This is a genomic window from Mycobacterium sp. PS03-16 (genome assembly GCF_004570325.1).
Taxonomy (GTDB): domain Bacteria; phylum Actinomycetota; class Actinomycetes; order Mycobacteriales; family Mycobacteriaceae; genus Mycobacterium.
Genome location: NZ_SPQO01000037.1, coordinates 15,127 through 32,091 on the forward strand (window position 1 = coordinate 15,127; position 16,965 = coordinate 32,091).

The 16,965-nt window shown below is 69.7% G+C and carries 16 protein-coding genes; 12 read left to right on the plus strand and 4 right to left on the minus strand.

Translation table 11 applies throughout. The features are described 5' to 3' along the window. Positions 1-16: 16 nt before the first annotated feature. Entirely contained in the window at positions 17-685 is a 669-nt protein-coding gene (locus tag E4P42_RS22685) for a phosphatase PAP2 family protein (RefSeq protein WP_135128365.1), read from the plus strand. Here the strand turns inward: E4P42_RS22685 and E4P42_RS22690 are convergent. After that, the gene (locus E4P42_RS22690; RefSeq protein WP_135128366.1) at positions 639-2,129 is read right to left on the minus strand and encodes a bifunctional phosphatase PAP2/diacylglycerol kinase family protein; all 1,491 of its coding nucleotides are present in this window, start codon (positions 2,127-2,129) and stop codon (positions 639-641) included. The two genes, E4P42_RS22685 and E4P42_RS22690, sit on opposite strands and share 47 nt — an antisense overlap. Positions 2,130-2,188: 59 nt before the next feature. Between E4P42_RS22690 and E4P42_RS22695 the strand changes: the two genes are divergently transcribed. The 3 genes from E4P42_RS22695 to E4P42_RS22705 are packed head-to-tail and all read left to right on the plus strand — an operon-like array spanning position 2,189 to position 4,321. Further along, positions 2,189-2,797, plus strand: coding sequence for a helix-turn-helix transcriptional regulator (locus E4P42_RS22695; protein ID WP_135128367.1), 609 nt, complete (start codon positions 2,189-2,191; stop codon positions 2,795-2,797). Beyond that, positions 2,797-3,612, plus strand: a complete 816-nt coding sequence (locus tag E4P42_RS22700) for an SRPBCC domain-containing protein (protein ID WP_245234175.1) — start codon at positions 2,797-2,799, stop codon at positions 3,610-3,612. The genes E4P42_RS22695 and E4P42_RS22700 overlap by 1 nt, the downstream gene beginning before the upstream one ends. A 52-nt stretch (positions 3,613-3,664) precedes the next feature. Beyond that, positions 3,665-4,321, plus strand: coding sequence for a L,D-transpeptidase (locus tag E4P42_RS22705; RefSeq protein ID WP_167759583.1), 657 nt, complete (start codon positions 3,665-3,667; stop codon positions 4,319-4,321). A gap of 3 nt (positions 4,322-4,324) precedes the next feature. On the opposite strand, the gene E4P42_RS22710 is transcribed toward E4P42_RS22705, so the two are convergent. Beyond that, the gene (locus E4P42_RS22710; protein WP_135128368.1) at positions 4,325-4,783 is read right to left on the minus strand and encodes a nuclear transport factor 2 family protein; all 459 of its coding nucleotides are present in this window, start codon (positions 4,781-4,783) and stop codon (positions 4,325-4,327) included. Positions 4,784-4,832: 49 nt separating this feature from the next. On the opposite strand from E4P42_RS22710, the gene E4P42_RS22715 reads away from it, so the two are divergent. After that, the gene (locus E4P42_RS22715; protein ID WP_245234177.1) at positions 4,833-5,603 is read left to right on the plus strand and encodes a hypothetical protein; all 771 of its coding nucleotides are present in this window, start codon (positions 4,833-4,835) and stop codon (positions 5,601-5,603) included. Here the strand turns inward: E4P42_RS22715 and E4P42_RS22720 are convergent. Continuing rightward, complete coding sequence (locus E4P42_RS22720; protein ID WP_135128369.1) at positions 5,587-7,101, minus strand: FAD-dependent oxidoreductase; 1,515 nt, start codon at positions 7,099-7,101, stop codon at positions 5,587-5,589. The genes E4P42_RS22715 and E4P42_RS22720 overlap by 17 nt on opposite strands. A 95-nt stretch (positions 7,102-7,196) precedes the next feature. On the opposite strand from E4P42_RS22720, the gene E4P42_RS22725 reads away from it, so the two are divergent. The 6 genes from E4P42_RS22725 to E4P42_RS22750 all read left to right on the plus strand — a co-directional run bounded on the left by E4P42_RS22725 (position 7,197) and on the right by E4P42_RS22750 (position 14,035). Further along, the gene (locus tag E4P42_RS22725) at positions 7,197-9,047 is read left to right on the plus strand and encodes an Hsp70 family protein (protein ID WP_135128370.1); all 1,851 of its coding nucleotides are present in this window, start codon (positions 7,197-7,199) and stop codon (positions 9,045-9,047) included. Positions 9,048-9,252: 205 nt separating this feature from the next. Then, positions 9,253-10,083, plus strand: a complete 831-nt coding sequence (locus E4P42_RS22730; RefSeq protein ID WP_245234178.1) for a glycoside hydrolase family 26 protein — start codon at positions 9,253-9,255, stop codon at positions 10,081-10,083. Next, a complete protein-coding gene (locus E4P42_RS22735; protein WP_135128372.1) occupies positions 10,080-11,321 on the plus strand; it encodes a GAF domain-containing SpoIIE family protein phosphatase in 1,242 nt (413 codons plus the stop codon). Before E4P42_RS22730 ends, E4P42_RS22735 begins: the two co-directional genes overlap by 4 nt. Continuing rightward, positions 11,318-13,294, plus strand: coding sequence for a glycosyltransferase family 2 protein (locus tag E4P42_RS22740; RefSeq protein ID WP_135128373.1), 1,977 nt, complete (start codon positions 11,318-11,320; stop codon positions 13,292-13,294). Before E4P42_RS22735 ends, E4P42_RS22740 begins: the two co-directional genes overlap by 4 nt. Continuing rightward, positions 13,294-13,635: an STAS domain-containing protein gene (locus tag E4P42_RS22745; protein ID WP_135128374.1), complete on the plus strand. Its 342-nt coding sequence runs from the start codon at positions 13,294-13,296 to the stop codon at positions 13,633-13,635. The genes E4P42_RS22740 and E4P42_RS22745 overlap by 1 nt, the downstream gene beginning before the upstream one ends. Next, positions 13,622-14,035 carry an ATP-binding protein gene (locus E4P42_RS22750; protein WP_135128375.1) on the plus strand — a complete coding sequence of 138 codons (414 nt, stop codon included), beginning with the start codon at positions 13,622-13,624 and terminating at the stop codon, positions 14,033-14,035. The genes E4P42_RS22745 and E4P42_RS22750 overlap by 14 nt, the downstream gene beginning before the upstream one ends. Here E4P42_RS22750 and E4P42_RS27090 read toward each other — a convergent pair. Beyond that, on the minus strand, positions 14,032-14,637 hold the full coding sequence (locus E4P42_RS27090; protein WP_167759584.1) for a VOC family protein: 606 nt from the start codon (positions 14,635-14,637) through the stop codon (positions 14,032-14,034). The genes E4P42_RS22750 and E4P42_RS27090 overlap by 4 nt on opposite strands. A gap of 191 nt (positions 14,638-14,828) precedes the next feature. On the opposite strand from E4P42_RS27090, the gene E4P42_RS22760 reads away from it, so the two are divergent. Next, the gene (locus tag E4P42_RS22760) at positions 14,829-16,958 is read left to right on the plus strand and encodes a DUF4185 domain-containing protein (RefSeq protein ID WP_135128376.1); all 2,130 of its coding nucleotides are present in this window, start codon (positions 14,829-14,831) and stop codon (positions 16,956-16,958) included. The last annotated feature ends 7 nt before the right edge of the window (positions 16,959-16,965 follow it).

Sequence of the window (16,965 nt, forward strand, 5' to 3'; positions counted from 1 at the left end):
CTGGTAGACAGTCGCCATGACGAGGCGCACCTGGCTGATCGCATCGGCGGTCGCCGCAGTCGCGGTGTTCGCGCTGCTGTGGATCGGCATCGCCCGGCACTGGGCGTGGCTGGCCACCGCGGACCTCGCCGTCCTCGAGCCGTTCGACCGTCTCGGCCTGGCGAACCCCGCCTGGGTCACCGGCTGGGACGTCTATTGCACGGTGTTGGGCCCGACGGTGTTCCGCCTCGTCGGGGTCGCCGTCATCGTCGTGATGCTGCTGCGACGGCACTTCCGGACGGCGCTGTTCCTGGCACTCACCGTCGAGTGCAGCGGCCTGCTCACCCAGGTCGTCAAGAACCTGGCCGACCGCCCGCGCCCCGCCACCGCCCTGGTCGGGGCGCACTCGACGTCGTTCCCGTCCGGCCACGCGGTGGGCGTCATGATCTGCGTGCTGGCGTTCTTGACGGTGCTGCTCCCGCTGCTGCGGCCGTCGGCACGCGGATGGGCGATCGCCGTGGGCGCGCTCGTCGTCGTGACGATCGGCATCGGGCGGGTGGTGCTCAACGTGCACCACCCGTCGGACGTGGTCGCCGGCTGGGCCCTGGGTTACGCCTGGTTCGTCGGCTGCCTGCTCGTCGCGGCGCCGGCCCGCGCGGTCAGTCCAGCGGCCGGAACACCGGCAGCGCTCGATAGCGCGCGCTGAACGTGGCGTGCGTGACCTCCGCGCCGATCTCCCCGTCGCAGGCCAGCACGGTCGGCCCGTCCACCGCGGTGAACTCGAATTCGGGCACGCGCATCTCGTGGTAGAGCGGGCTGCGCTCCAGCCGGCCCAGCATGAGCGCGGTGAGGATCCGCAGCCGGCTCAGCCGCTTGCCGGTCTCCAGGATCCGCACGTCGAGCAGCCCGTCGTCCATCCGGTGGCGCCGTGACGGGGCGAATCCCGACGGCAGGTACGTCGAATTGCCCAGGAAGAACAGCGAGGTCTGCAGCGTCACGTTGTCGTAGCTGATCCGGACCGGCTCACCGCGCCGCAGGGTGTGGAACATCGCGTACAGCCCGGCCAGCGGTTTACCGATCCGGTGCTCGAGCTTCTCGCGCTGCGCGACGAACTGCGGGTAGGCGCCGATGCTGGCCGTGTTGATCAGCATCTGCTCCTCGTTGAGGCACACCAGGTCCACGCAGGCGACGCTGCCGCGCCGGATGACGTCGATCGTCGTCGCCACCGAATCGCAGCCGATGTCCTTGGCGAAGTGGTTGAACGTCCCGCCGGGGAACACCGCCAGGGGTTTACCGACCTGCACTGCGATCCCGGCCGCGCACGCGACCGTGCCGTCGCCGCCGCCCACGGCGAGCACCTCGGCCCGCTCGGCGGCGTCCCGCAGCATCGCCTCGAGATCATCGCCGTCCTGCAGTTCGACGATCTCGGCGCGCGGCAGTTCCTCGCGCACCTCTTCCACCACGCGGGCGCCGGTACCGCTGCCCGACGACGGGTTGATCACCAGCACCACCCCGGCGCCGTCGGGACGCGGCGGCGTGGGCACCCGCAGCGGCGCGGCGGTGGGCAGCTTCGTCGGCGTCACCGGCGGCACCACCCGCCCGCCGAGCACCGCCAGACCCGCGCCGATGCCGAAGCCGGCGAACACGTCCCCGGGGTAGTGCGCACCCACCGCCACCCGTGACAGACCGACCAGCCCGGCCAGCAGCGCCAAGCCCAGCCCCACCGGCGGGCTCTCCAGTCCCACGCCGATGGCGAACGCGGCCGCGCTGGCGGAGTGCCCGGACGGCAACGAGTTCGACGTGGGAAAGCGGCGGCTGCGTCGCGGGATCGGCACCACCAGGTAGTCCGGACGCGGCCGCTTCCACACCCGTTTCGCGCCCTGATTGGTGACCAGGCTGGTCACCGCGAGCGTCATGACGCCGCGTACGGCGCCCCGCTTGGTGCGTGGCCCGCCCACCGCCATCAGGCCGGCGGCAAGCGCGAACCAGAGTTTCGAGTGATCGGCGGCCCGGGTCAGCCGCGGCATCGTCGCGTCGAGCAGGGGACTGGGGGATTCGGCGATGGCCTCGAACACCTCCCGGTCCAGGCTGCCGAGGCCCCGGCCGATCTGTCGGAGTCCGGCACCACGGCGGCGCAAACGCAGGTCCATACCGCTCAACGTAGCCGCAACCGTTGACAAATAATCTTGTCAAAGGTGACGATGGGTCCGTGCTGGACGTCGAAGTCATCGCCGATCCCGCGGCCGCAGTCGTCGCGCTGGACCCGGTGCGCAGCCGGCTTCTCGCCGAACTCGTCGAACCCGCCTCTGCCGCAACGCTTGCCGGCCGTGTCGGCATCACCCGGCAGAAGGTCAACTACCACCTGCGTGCCCTCGAACAACACCATCTGGTGACCGCGGCCGGCGAACGCCGCTGGGGCGGGATCAAAGAACGCCTGCTGGTGGCCACGGCCTCGTCCTACGTCGTGTCCCCGGGCGCGCTGGGCCCCGCCGGAACGGACCCCGGACGCAGCCGCGACCGTCTCTCGGCGAGCTACGTCATCGCGGTCGCCGCGCGCACCGTCCGCGAGGTGGGGGAGCTGTGGCGCCAGGCCAACGCGAGGGACAAGCGCCTGGCCACCCTGTCCGTGGACACGGCGATCCGGTTCCGCAGCGCCGCCGAGCGCGCCGCCTTCACCCGCGAACTGTCCGAGGCCGTCACCGCGCTGGTGGCCCGCTATCACGACGACTCCGCCCCCGACGGCCGCACGCACCGGGTGGTGCTCGCCGCCTATCCCCAACCCGCCACCGCAGACCGCGACACCGAGGAGGACATGTAATGCCCATACATAAAGACGGCAACCGACGCTGGGTCGAGATGGAATTCCTGGTCCCCGGCACACCGGAACAGGTGTGGCACGCCATGGCCACCGGACCCGGGATGAGTGCCTGGTTCACCCCGACCACGGTCGACGAACGGGTGGGCGGTGAACTCACCTTCGACTTCGGGGAAGGCGCCACCCAGCGCGGGGTGATCACCGGATGGGACGCGCCGCGCCGGCTCACCTACGAGGAGCGCGACTGGAGCAGCACCGGATCGCCGGGCCCACTGGCCACCGAAGTCCGCATCACCAGCCGCAGCGGTGACCGGTGCGTGGTGCGGATGGTGCACAGCCTGTTCGCCGACAGCGACGACTGGGACGACGAGATCGAGGGTTTCGAGGGCGGCTGGCCCGGCTTCTTCGAGGTGCTCAGGATCTACCTGCGGGATTACCCCGGCCGGGCCGCGACGCCGATCCGCGTCATGGCCGCCTATCCGGGCACCGCGGACGAGGGCTGGACGCGGCTCAGCTCCGCGCTGGGCGTGGATCGCGCCGACGTCGACGACCGGCGCGAAACACCCGACGGTGCACCGCGACTCGCCGGGGTGGTGGAGCGGGTGGAGCAATCGCGGGGATGGCGCACCGTGATGCTGCGGCTCGACGAACCGGCCGAGGGTATCGCGGTGATCGGCATGTACACGGTCGGCGACACGGCGCACGCGATGGTGAGCCTCTACCTCTACGGTGACGACGCCGCGCGCTTCGCCTTGCAGCGCGAGGCGTGGCAGCAGTGGCTGCAGAACACCCTGACGCCGGATGCGGTCGCGACCTGATCGTGTCCGGACGGTGACGTCACCGAGAGTCCGGCCGCCGACGATGGATTGAGTGCGCCGCAGACTCCTGACCGTGCTGTGCGTGGCCGCCGTGTGGCTGGTGGCGAGCGCGCCCGCGGCGCCCGCCGCCGCCCCGTGGTTCGCGTCGTCGGTCGGCTCGGCCACCCAGGTGATCTCGGTTGTCGGCGTGGGCGGTTCGAACGCCAAGATGGACGTCTACCAGCGCACCGGCGCCGGCTGGCAGCCGATGGGCGTGGGGATCCCGGCGTTCATCGGCGCCAACGGGATGGCGCCGCAGACCCACGACGGCGAGATGAAGACACCCATGGGGGTCTTCACGCTGGACTTCGCGTTCGGCACCGCACCCAACCCGGGCGGCGGCCTGCCCTATGTCCAGGTCGGGCCCGACCACTGGTGGGACGGCGACATGGAAAGTCCCACCTACAACACCATGCAGGTCTGCAAGAAGGAGCAGTGCCCGTTCAACACGTCGCTGAGCGCGGGCACCGAGAACCTGAACATCCCGCAGTACAAACACGCCGTGGTGATGGGCGTCAACAAGGCGCGGGTGCCGGGCAACGGCGGCGCGTTCTTCGTGCACACCACCGACGGCGGGCCGACCGCCGGGTGCGTGGCGATCGAGGACGCCACCCTGGTCGAGATCATGCGCTGGCTGCGGCCGGGCGCCGTGATCGCGGTGTCGAAGTAGCGCTCAGTCCTTGAGTGCGCGACCGCGTTTGAGTTTGAAGTTCAGGTTCTCCAGCGACATGCTGGCGTCGTAGGTCCGGTCGTAACCGGTCGCGCAGATCCTCCAGCCGCCAGGTGTGCGCCGGTAGCGGTCCCGGTAGAACGCGGCGCCGATCAGCATGAAGTTGAAGTCCGGCGCGATCACCCGGTCCTGCAGATACCAGGTGCCCGTCGCCTCGTCGCCCTCGATGACGATCTCGGGGTGGTCGACGCGGTGCTCGGTGACCACCTCGGGGCCGAGTGAGGTGCGCATGAACGAGACCAGCTGTTCGCGGTCGGTGAACCGGTGGTCTTCGCCCAGCGACTCGCCGTAGTCCCCGACGACATCCTCGGTGAGCGTGTCGGCGAACTCCTCCCAATCCTTGGTGTCGAGTGCGCGCAGATACCGGTACTTGACCGCTTTGATGTCGTCGATGTCACCCATGGCCGACATTGCAACACAGGGGCCGCCTCCACCACATAGAGTCCGGATCATGAAGTTGGTCGACGGGTACGTCAGGTCTCCGCTGGCCGGGCTCGCCCCGTGGATCCTGATGGCGATCGTCAACGGGCCGGGCCGTTTCGAGGAGGCGGCCTCGGCGGCGCTGGGCCTGTCACTGCTCACGCTCTGGGTCGGTAAGCGCCGCGGTGTGCCCGTCCACCTGCTCGAGGCGTTCACCGTCGCCTACTTCGGCCTGCTCGCCGTCCTGGGCCTGGTGGCATCCGACGCGACGATCGAGTGGTTGGCGCTGTGGGCAGGCGAACTGAGCAACATCGCGCTGGCGGCGTTCGCGCTCATCACGCTCGCCATACGCCGGCCGTTCACCCTGGCCTACGCCAAAGACACCGCGCCGCGTGAGTATTGGGACAGCCCCGTGTTCCTGCGGGTCAACTACGTCATCTCCGCGGTGTGGGCCGGATCGTTCCTGTTCTCCGCGCTGCTGGGCGCCTACGCCGACGCGGTGCTGCACGACAACGACAACTTCTGGACGGCCTGGATCCTGCCGATCGGCGCCATGATCTTCGCGGTGTCGTTCACCGAGTTCTATCCCGACCACGCCACCGGCGAGAGCTCCGCCACATGGGCGCGCGCGTTCGACTGGCTGCCACCGTTCGTGGTGGTCACCGGCATCGTCGGCTGGGTGTCCGACGCCCTGCCGGACGTGCCCGCCGTCGCCCTGATCGTCGTCGGCGTGCTGGGCTCGGCGGCGATGCGCAAGTTCTTCCCGGACGATCAGACCGCCAAACTCACTGAGCAGCAGTGAGATCGCGCGTCGCGGGCCCCTCGAGCAGGGTGCCGTCCGGCGCGAAGCGGGACCCGTGCAGCGGGCACTCCCACGTCTGGTCCGAGTCGTTCCAGTTGACGATTCCACCGAGGTGGGGGCAGACCGGCGACAGCCGCCGTTCCACCCCGTCGACGACGCTGCGCGCCTCCAGCGCCCACGGCGGGCCGCTGACCACACCGCCGGAGGCGGGCGTGCGGTCGGCGATGCGGGTCACCGGGGTGATCCAGCCGCGGGCCAGATTGATGCCCACCTCGACGTTGGCCTGCACCGCCTTGGGGATCCCCGACAGTTCGTGCGGGCTCCAGCTGGCGAACGCCTCGGCCCAGTCCATCCGGCCGCCGAGGATGCGGCTGCTCAACGCCAGCGCGGCGGCCGCGCCGTTGGTCATACCCCACTTGTCGAAACCGGTTGCGACGAAGATCGAGTCGTGGCCCGGCAGGATCGGACCGACGTAGGGGAGCTCGTCGGCGGGCGTGTAGTCCTGCGCCGACCAGTAATGGGTCTGCATCGCGCCCGGATAGTGCGCCCGCGCCCACTCGTCGAGTTCCTGCACCGACGACGACGGGTGCTTCTCCCGCCCCACCGGATGTCCGGCACCGCCGACGATCAGCCGATCCCCGTCGGGGGTGGGGGCGTAGCGCACCGAGCGCGTCGGCGAATCGGTGGAGATGTACATGCCGCGGGTGATGGTGCCCGGCACCCGGTAGGCCATGCAGTACGAGCGATGCGGTTTGAGCCGAGCGAAGAATCCGCCGCGATCGAGGATCGGTATCCCGGTCGCCAGCACGCACTGGTTGGCGCCGACCTCGAACTCGTCACCGTCGGAGGTGCGCACGTGCAGGGTCAGTCCGGTGCCCGCCCCCGAGACCTTCTGCACCCGCACGCCCTGCACAAGGCGTCCGCCGCGCTCCTCGTGCTCCACGATCAGGCTGTCCAGCAACGGCATCGGATCGAACTGCGCCTGCTCGGCCAGCCGCACCCCGCCCGCGAACGGGAACGGCACGTCGGCGCCGTGTTCGGGTCCGACCCACTCGGCGTCGAGCCCCGCGGCCTGACAGGCGGCGAATTCCTCGCGCGCCGACGACAGGCCCTTCTCCGTCTGCGCATAGGTGTAGGCGGCCTCGCGCTGCACCGAGATACCGTGCGCCGCACAGTGGCCGATCAGCCACTGCTGTCCCTCAAGGTTGCCCTCCACGTACCTCTTGGCGATCGCCGGTCCATGTTTGCCGACGATCTTCGACAGCTTGGTGCCCTGCAGCAGGCTGATCTTCGCGGTGGTGTTACCGGTCGCGCCGGCGCCCGGCCGGAACGCCTCGAGCACCATGACGTCGCGCCCGGCGCGGGCCAACAGCACCGCGGTGATCACACCGGTGATCCCGGCGCCGACCACGACGACGTCGGCCGACCTGGTGGCGGCGTCAGCAGGACCCGGCGGGTGGATCTGCTCGACGCGGTCGGACAGCCACAGTGAGGTCATGGGCATGGCTTTACCCCGCCCGGACCGGGCGAAACGACGGGCCGACGGAGGGGTTGCCCGGACCGACGGGCCGGTGCCGTTAGGGTGAACATCCGATGAGCGACCCGATGGGCTTGTCGATCGGGACCACCAACCTGGTCGCGGCTCGAGTCGGCAGCCAACCCGTGATCCGGCGTTCGATCCTGAGCCTGTTCAGTGATCGCACGCCGCAGGTCGGTGTGCCCGACGAGCACACCGCAGGCCGGGTGCTGGCCGGCTTCGTCGAACGCGTCGGCGACCCGGTCCCCCTGGTGGCTGCCGACGGGTCGTCGTATCGCGCCGAGGCTCTGCTGGTCGAAGCGCTCGACGCGATGACCGAGACGGCCGGCGGTGCCGCCGGTGCGGACATCGCGATCGCCGTCCCCGCGCATTGGAACACCGCCACCACCTGGACGCTGCGCAACGCGCTGCGGACCAACCCGCTGTTCGCCCCGCACGGCGCGCCGCCGCGACTGGTCTCCGATGCGGTGGCCTCGCTGACCGCCCTGCACGCCAATCCTGGCCTACCGGCCGACGGGGTGGTCGCCCTGGTCGACCTCGGCGGCAGCGGCACCAGCATCACGCTGGCCGACGCCGCGTCGGCCTTCGAACCGATCGACGAGACCACCCGGTTCGGCGACTTCTCCGGTGACCAGATCGACCAGGCACTGCTCAACCACGTGCTGGCCGGGGTGGCGTCGGCGGGCGGCACCGACCCGGCCGGCACCGCCGCGGTGGGATCGCTGACCCGGCTGCGTGACCAGTGCCGGCTGGCCAAGGAGCGGCTGTCGGCGGTGACGGTCACCGAGGTGGCGGCCGACCTGCCCGGCTACCGGTCGACCATCCGGATCACCCGCACCGAACTCGATGGCATGCTGCAGGCCCCGCTGGGCGGCCTGCTCGGGGCGCTCGACGCCGCCGTCGAACGCGCCCGCGTCGGCTGGGCCGGGATCTCGGCGGTGGTGACGATCGGCGGCGGCGCCAGCATCCCGCTGATCATCCAGCGGCTCTCGGCCCATTCGCGCGCGCCCGTGATCACCACGGCGCAACCGGCACTGGACGCCGCGGTGGGCGCCGCGCTGTTCGCCGCCTACAGCTCGGCGGCAGAGGCGCCGACGGGGATGGCCGCCGCCGCGCCGGTCACCGCGATGATCGGCGACGCGCCCGGCTCGTCGACCTTCCGCGCCCTGGCCTGGTCCCAGGACGACGTCACCGCCGACGACCCGGTGCCCTACACCGGGGAAGGGGCCTACGCCGGCGGATTCGACAGTCGGTACGACAGCGACTTCGGCGGCGACTTCAGTGGTGACTTCGGCGGCGACGGCGACCGGGCGCGGCCGCGGGTGCAGTACCTGCCGCCCAGCGACCCCGACGCCGCGCCCGAGCCGCAGTCCCGGTGGCAGCGGCTCCCGATGGCCGTGTTCGTGGCCGCGGCGGTCGCCGTGGTGATCGCCGTCGGCGGCGTCGCCTACGCGTTGACCGGCACGTCGACCGACAGCACCCCGGTCACCCGGCTCGAGACCACCCGGGTGCCGGGCAGCGCACCGCCGCCACCCCCGACCTCGGCGCCGCCCCCGGTGGTCACGGAGACCACCGCGCCACCCGCGCCGCCGCCACCGGACACCACCGCGCCACCCGCGCCGCCGCCGGTGACGACCACGGCGGTCACCACCACACCGCCGACGACCACGACCACGACGACCACCACAACGACGACCACCACAACGACGACCACCACGACCACCACGACCACCACACCGCCGACGACCACGACGACCGTGCCGACGACGACCGTGCCGACGACGACCGTGCCGACCACGACGGTGCCGACGACGAATCCGCCCACGACCACGAATGCGATGACCACGACCTACGTGACCGTCCCGTTCGTGCCCGTACCCATTCCGATCCAGGTGCCGAACAACTGACCCGGTAGCCGGGCTAACGACATTTGCTGGCAGACGGCGGAACCGCGAAAAGACGCCGCTGCGCCATCGCCTCCGCACGCTCCCCGTATGCGGGACGCCGGATTTTCCCTGATCATGCAACACCCCCCGCGGGGAGTGCTTAAGGTACCTCACGGGGATTTGCCAGAACTTGGGGATGGGAATGGATCGGCGACTGCGTTTCGGCGTGAGCACGCCCGGCGGGGCCTACGGCATCGAGGAGGTCGCCGCGGTCGCCGACGCCGTCGGCGTGCGCCCCGAACTGGTGCTCTGGTACGAGGACTTCGCTGCCGGTCCGCCCGTCGCCGAAATCGCCATGGTGGCCGCCGCACAGCTCACGCCGGTCCTCACCTGGGAGCCTCGCCGGTGGCGGACCGATGTCGCGGACGGCGACGCGATCATGCCGGGCATCGCCGCGGGCCGCCATGACGAGTACCTGGGCGCCTGGGCGGATGCGCTGGCCGAGGTGCACACGCCGCTGTACCTGCGCTTCGCCCACGAATTCAACGGCCACTGGTATCCGTGGTCCCCGGCCGGGGGTGCCACACCGGCCGACTACGTCGCCGCCTGGCGGCACGTGCATGACCTGTTCGGCCGTCGCGGCGCCACCGCAGTGCGCTGGATCTGGTCGCCCGACGCCGGTCGGCACACCGAGCATCCCTTGGCGGACTGGTATCCCGGCGATGATTACGTCGACGTGGTGGGTATAGACGGCTACAACTGGGGAACAACACTGCAGTGGAGTGCATGGGCGTCGCCGGGCGAGATATTCGAGGCCACTGTGACGCAGGTGCGCGCGCTCACCGGGAAGCCGATGATGATCGCTGAGGTCGGCTGCGCCGGTGAGGGCGGTGACAAAGCGCACTGGATCGGCGAGTTCGTGGATTGGGTTTCGGCACAAGACGATATCGACGCGTTCATCTGGTTCGAACACGACAAGGAGACCGACTGGCGGGTCGCCGGCACACCGCGGTATGCGGCGGCCATGGCGAACGCGCTGCGGGAGGCGAGGCGATGACCGCCGAGACCGACACCCGCTACCTCCTGCCTCCCGACGTGGAGGACGAACGGGTGCGTTCCCTGCACCAGCTGCAGGTGCTCGATTCGCCGCCGGAGGACCGTTTCGCGCGGGTCACGTCGATGGCCCGCTCGGTGTTCGGCGTCCCGATGGCCGCGGTCGCGCTGGTCGACCGGGACCGGCAGTGGTTCAAACAGGTCGACGGCCTCGACATCGGCCTGAACATCCCGCGCAGCCGGACCATCTGCCAGGCCACCATCGCCCGCAGCTACCAGCAACCCGAGAATCCGGCCCTGATCATCGAAGACGCCGCCGCGGAACCGGAATTCGCGATGGTGCCCGGAATCGGTCAGGAGGGCGGCATCCGGTTCTACGCCGGCTACCCGCTGTACGGGCCGGGCGGTCACCCCGTCGGGACCTTCTGCATCTACGACACCGAGCCGCGGGGCCTCACCGACGCAGAACTGCGGACATTCACCGAACTGGCCTCCTGGGCGCAACGCGAGCTCGAGCGCTCTGACGACCTCGAGCGCGCCGCCGAGGTGCAGCGGCACCTGTTGCCCCGCACCCTCGGCGACCTGCCCGGCTACACCGTGTGCGCGCTGTGCCTGCCGGCCTACGCCGTCGGCGGCGACTTCTACGACCACTACGCCATCGACGGCGGCGCCGCGTTCACCGTCGCCGACGTGATGGGCAAGGGGCTCGGCGCGGCGATCATCGCGGCCAGCGTGCGGTCCGCGCTGCGCGGCGCGTCACGCGCAGTGGACCGCGTGCAATGCGCGCTCGACCCCGCCGAAGTGGTGAACTCGGTCGCCACCCAGCTCAGCGACGACCTCAACCGCACCGACACCTTCGTCACGCTGTTCCATGCCCAGCTCGACACCGCCAGTGGCACCGTCGATTACGTCGACGCCGGACACGGTTTCGCGGTGGTGGTGCGGGCCGACGGGCGGGTGGACACCCTCGACAGCAGCACCGGCATGCCGCTGGGGATCCTCGCGGGGGACACCTGGGCCGCCGGGAGAGTCGGGCTCGACGTCGGCGACAGCCTGATCATCGCCTCCGACGGTGTCCTCGACCTGATCGGCGACGGGAGTGACGTCCGTCCCGCGCTGGAGTTCGTGGCGCGCCACGCCGAACCGGGCGATCTGTGTGCGCGGGCGCGCGCCCTGGTCGCCGAGAAGGCGCCGCTGGACGACGTCACGCTCGTGGTCGTGCGCCGGGAGCCCGCCGAGTGAGCCATCAGCTGCCGGATGCGCCCAGGGGGAGATACCCGTCGGTGTGGCTGCGCCTGCTCATCCTGTGCACCACGATCCTCGGGATCAACTACATCGTGTGGCGCTGGCTCGAGTCGATCAACTGGGGCGCGTGGTGGATCGCCGTGCCCCTGGTGATCGCGGAGACCTACAGCGTCATCGACTCCCTGCTGTTCGGGATGACGATGTGGAAGATGTTGCGGCGCAACCCGGCTCCGCCGCCACCCGAGGACGCCACCGTCGACGTATTCATCACCACCTACAACGAGCCGATCGAGATGGTGCTCGAGACGGCCGCGGCGGCCCAACGGATCCGCTTCCCGCACTCGACGTGGATCCTCGACGACGGCGACCGGACCGAGCTGGCCGAGGAGGCCCGCAAGCGCGGTATCGGCTACATCACCCGGTCGGCGAGCTGGACGAAGGACAAGCCGCGCCATGCCAAGGCCGGCAACCTCAACAACGCGTTGTTCGAGACCGACGGCGAGTACATCCTGGTGCTCGACGCCGACCAGGTGCCAGAACCCGACATCCTCGACAAGACGCTGGGATACTTCCGCGACCCCTACATGGCGCTGGTGCAGACCCCGCAGTACTTCCACAACGTCCCGTTCAGCGATCCGCTCGGCAGTCAGGCGCCGCTCTTCTACGGACCGATCCAGCAGGGCAAAGACGGCTGGAACGCGGCCTACTTCTGTGGCTCGAACGCGGTGCTGCGCTGGGAGGCGTTGATGCGCCTGGGGATCCGCGGCTACGTCCACGCGGTCGAGGAGGGCATCAAGCGGACGCTGTACGCGTCGCGCAAGATGCTCAGAACGGCCGGCAAGCAGGTCGGTGCCGACCAGCCGGAGGTGCGGGCCGCACTCGACTCCGTGCTGCAGGCGGTCCGCGACGCGCGCCGCCAGCTGCGGGAGAAGCGGGAACTGGCCGACATCACCTACCAGTTCCAGCAGCGGGTCGACGAGGCGGCGCGTTCGGTCGTGGAGGCCGACGTGTCGGCGATGCGCGCCGATCTCGAGGTGATCGCCGCGCTCAGCGATGATCCCGAGACGACCGCCACCACACTGGTGTTCGACGACGAGGCGCTGGAGTCGCTCGCCGGCCGGGAGTGGTCACCGCTGGGGGCGCTCGAATCGATCGGCGCGATGATCCGGGCGGTCGACGTCGGTCGTGACGACGAGGCGCAACCCATGTTGCCGATGGCCACGATCTCGGTGACCGAGGACATGGCGACGTGTATGCGGTTGCACGCGATGGGGTGGAAATCGGCCTACCACCACGAGGTCCTCGCCAAGGGGCTGGCCCCCGACGACGTCCGCACGATGCTCACGCAGCGGCTGCGCTGGGCGCAGGGCACCATCCAGGTGATGCTGCGGGAGAACCCCTTCGTACAGAAGGGGCTGAGCCTGGGCCAGAAGCTCATGTACTGGTCCACGATGTACAGCTACCTCGCGGGCTTCGCCGCGCTGGCGTACTTCGCGGCCCCGGCCATCTACCTGATCTTCGGCATCATGCCGGTCACCGCCTACAGCTGGGACTTCTTCGGGCGCCTGATCCCGTTCCTGCTGCTCAACCAACTGATGTTCATCGTCATCAGCCGCGGCACGCCCACCTGGCGAGGCCAGCAGTACAGCCTGGCCCTGTTCCCCGTCTGGATCCGCGCCTGCTACACCGCATTCCTCAACGTGGTGTTCGACCGGCCGCTGGGCTTCGCCGTGACGCCGAAGACCAAGCAGGAGGTCGGCGCCATCCCGTGGCATCTGGTGAAGTGGCAGCTGGTGGTGATCGCGGTGCTGATCGTCGCCTCGGTCATCGGCATCGTGCAGCTGTACTTCGGCGCGATCTCGGTGCTCGGCGTCGGCGTCAATCTGTTCTGGGTGCTGTTCGACCTGTTGATTCTCAGCGTGGTGTTCCAGGCGGTCCGATACCGCGGGCACCAGCCGGAAGGAGTGTGATGACCCATTATCCCGCACGCACAACGGATTCCGGGGTGACCGTGATCCGGCCGGACGGGCGGCTCAACATGGTGGCCGCGCCGGCGCTGCGCAAACAGCTCCACGACCTGGTGGAAGGTGGCAGCACCCGCGTCGTGGTGGACCTCAGCGCCACCGAGTTCATCGACTCGTCCGGTCTGGGCGCCCTGATCTCGGGCCTCAAGATCGCCCGCCAGGCCGGTGGGGATCTACGGATCGCGGCGCCGTCCCGGCAGGTGGTCACGGTGCTGGAACTGACCAACCTCAATCGGGTGCTGCGGGCCCATGATTCGGCCGAGGCGGCGTTCGATGACACCCCCTGACTCACGGGTGGTGCTCGAGACCACCACGGGGCCCGAAACCCTCGACGAGATTCAGCGCACCCTCGACGAGCTGTGGGGCGCCCACGAGATCGACGACGTGGTCCGCATGCACATGGATCTGGCCGCCGGGGAGATCGGCGCGAACATCATCGAGCACTCCGGCAGCGGCGAACCGGTGCGGCTGCGCCTTGAGGTGGAGTTGCTGTCCGACGCGGTGCGCGCGACGTTTCTCGACAACGGCCATCCCTCGCCGATCGACCTGTCGCGGGTGAGCATGCCCGACGAGCTGTCCGACCGCGGCCGCGGTCTGGCCATCGCGCACCGGGTGCTCGACGAGTTGTCCTACCGGCGCGACCGCGAAGGCAATCACTGGACGCTGGTCCGCAGCCGCGAACCCTAGCCGCGGCTGATCTCGTTGCCCTCGGGATCCCGCGTGACGGTCGCGCCCGCGACCCGAAGCCGCACCCGGTTCGGTGCCGCCTTCGCCGTCGGCACCCTGATGAACTCGACGAAGAACGCGCCCTCCTGGCGCAGGCTCGCATAGATCTCGTGTTCGCGGGTCACCGGCAGCCCGGTCGTCTCCGACCAGAAGCCGGCCTGGGCGGCGGGGTCGAGCGCGTCGATCACCACCGCGGCCACCGGGCCGATGCCGAGGTATTCGGCCCGCGGTTCCAGCACGCAGAACTCGTTGCCCTCCGGATCGGTGAGCACGATCCACGGCACCTCACGCTGACCGACGTCGGCCGGGGTGGCCCCGAGCCCGCGGGCCCGCTCCGCCAGTGCGCTCTGGTGGTCAGCCGACGTGGAGGCAAGGTCGAGATGCAACCGGTTCTTCACCGTCTTCGGTGCGGTGGTGAGGACGAAACGCAGTTCCGTTCCACCCGCCAGCGGGATGCTCACCCCATCGGCGCCGGCGGGCGAGTCGAGCAGCGCCGACCAGAACCGTGTCTGCGCTTCTGGATCGAGGGCGTCGACGTCGACACCGCGTAGTGCGTTGGCCACGGCGCTGACCGTATCTGAGGTGTATCGCACGCTGCGAGCAAAGTATTACGGCGTGTTCGATTAACGAAGAATCCTGAGAATTGTTTAGTTTTTTCCTGGTCAAAGGCGTTACCGTGAGGCCACCAGAGGCCGTCTGTGTCCGATGGTGAAACCAGATGGCGTCGGGGGATGCATCTCTTCGAGGGGTAGTGATGAATTCTTCGGCGTATGTCGGCCGCGTGGGCGGCCTGGCGGTGGCGTTGGGGGTGGGCGCCGCGGTGGTGCTCGGCACTGCCGGCCCGGCGTGGGCGGAATCGCCCGACGGCGAGCCGTCTTCGCAGACCGCGCCCGCCGGCACGGAACCGGCTGAGCGGGAACCGGATTCGCCGACCGCCGACGAGGAGGCGGCCGATGAGCAGACCGCCGGCGAGCAGGCGGAGGCGGATTCAGCCGCCGCAGCGGACGTGGATGAGACCGACGTGAGCCTCGACGAGGCGGCGGACGACCTCGAGACCACGGTGCCTGCAGGGGATCCCGCCGCCGATCTCGAGGAGACCGACGAAGCGCCGGTGGAGGAGACGGTGGTCGACCCCGAGGGTGGGTCGCCCGCCCTCACCGGTACCGACCCCGAGCCGGCGGCCGCAGCGGCCGGACGTGACGGCCGGCGCGCCGTCACCGAACAGCCCGCCGAAACCGAAGTCCCCGCCGAGCGCGAGGTCTCCGACGGCCTGCGGACCACGGCCGTCGACCCGGACCCTGAAGTCGTCGCCGAGCCGCCCGCGGTGTTCACCCGCACCGTCGAGAACATCTCGGCTCCAATCGAATCGCTCATCGCGCAGACCGCACCGGTGGTGACGGCGATGACCGCGCCGACGGCGGCCAGGTCGGCCACCCCGGTCCTCAACCGGCTCCTCGCCGCATTCGGACTCGGCGGCCTGCGCAATCTGCCGTCGCTGCCCACCCCGGCCTGGGGACTCGGCGCGCTGCTGGCGCTGGCGTCCCGGCGCGAGGTCGAACGGGCGGTGACCACCCGCTCGGACGTCACCGGCAGCCCCGTCGCGATGGCGTTGGCGGCCGCCACGCCGGCCGACCCGGCCAAGGACTATCAGGTCACCCCGGTGGCCGTCAGCACCAACACCGTGCGCATCACCAACGTCACCGGGCCGGGCGGGCTGAACGACACGACCTCCCGGTTCGGTATCGGCGGCACCGACCTCGGCATCATGTGGGACAACGGGATTCCCGACAATCCGGCCACCGCCGTCAACGAACACCAGGTGTTGATCGCCTTCGGCGACACGTTCAGTAACCGCACCCCGGTCCGCACCGGGATATGGCGGATGAACACGCTGTTCCGCAGCACCGACACCACACTGAACAACGGCATGTACGTCGCCGACGGCATCGTGCACGACCCCGGCATGTACAGCGGCTCACCGATGAGCGACCCCGACTTCTCCCGCGAGATCATCGGCAACTACCACTACGGCGTCGGCCCCGAGGTGACGATGATCCCCACCGCGGCGATCTCGGTGCCCGGCGCCGGCAAGGACGGCGCCACCCGGCAGTACATCAATTACATGGCCGTGCGCTCCTGGGACACTCCCGGCCGGTGGACGACGAACTACTCGGCGATCGCCTACTCCGATGACAACGGCCAGAACTGGACCGTGGTGCCGGCGTCGTCGGTCCGGCCGGCCGCGGCGGGCCGCTCGACGCTGCCGTTTGTCAACGGAGATCAGAACTTTCAGCAAGGCGCCTACGTCCGCAAGTACACCGTCGACCCCGTGACCGGTAAGCCGCTCAAGGACGCCGCGGGACGCGAGATCACCGACGGCTACATCTACTCCTACGGCACCCCGGCCGGCCGCGGCGGCACCGCGTACCTGTCGCGGGTCGCCGAAGCCGACATCCTGGACAAGACGAAATATCAGTACTGGAACGGATCGTCGTGGGTGGCGGGCAACCCGGCGGCTGCCAAGCCGATCCTGCCGTCGTCGACGAAGACCAGCTTCTTCGGCCTGGTCCGCACCACCACGTACCCGACCGTCAGCGAGATGTCGGTGCAGTACAACGCGTACGAGAAGAAGTACGTGATGCTCTACGGCGACGCGAACAACAACATCGTGATGCGCAAGGCGGACCGGCCGGAGGGGCCGTGGTCGGCTCCGGTCACCCTGGTGACCGCCTCGAAGATGCCGGGGCTGTACGCGCCGATGATCCACCCGTGGTCGTCGACGGACAACGTGTCGGCCGAGGATCAGAAGTACCTCTACTGGAATCTGTCCACCTGGGACGACTACCAGGTCAAGTTGATGCGGACCGATCTGAGCAAGGTGTAGCGCCGCA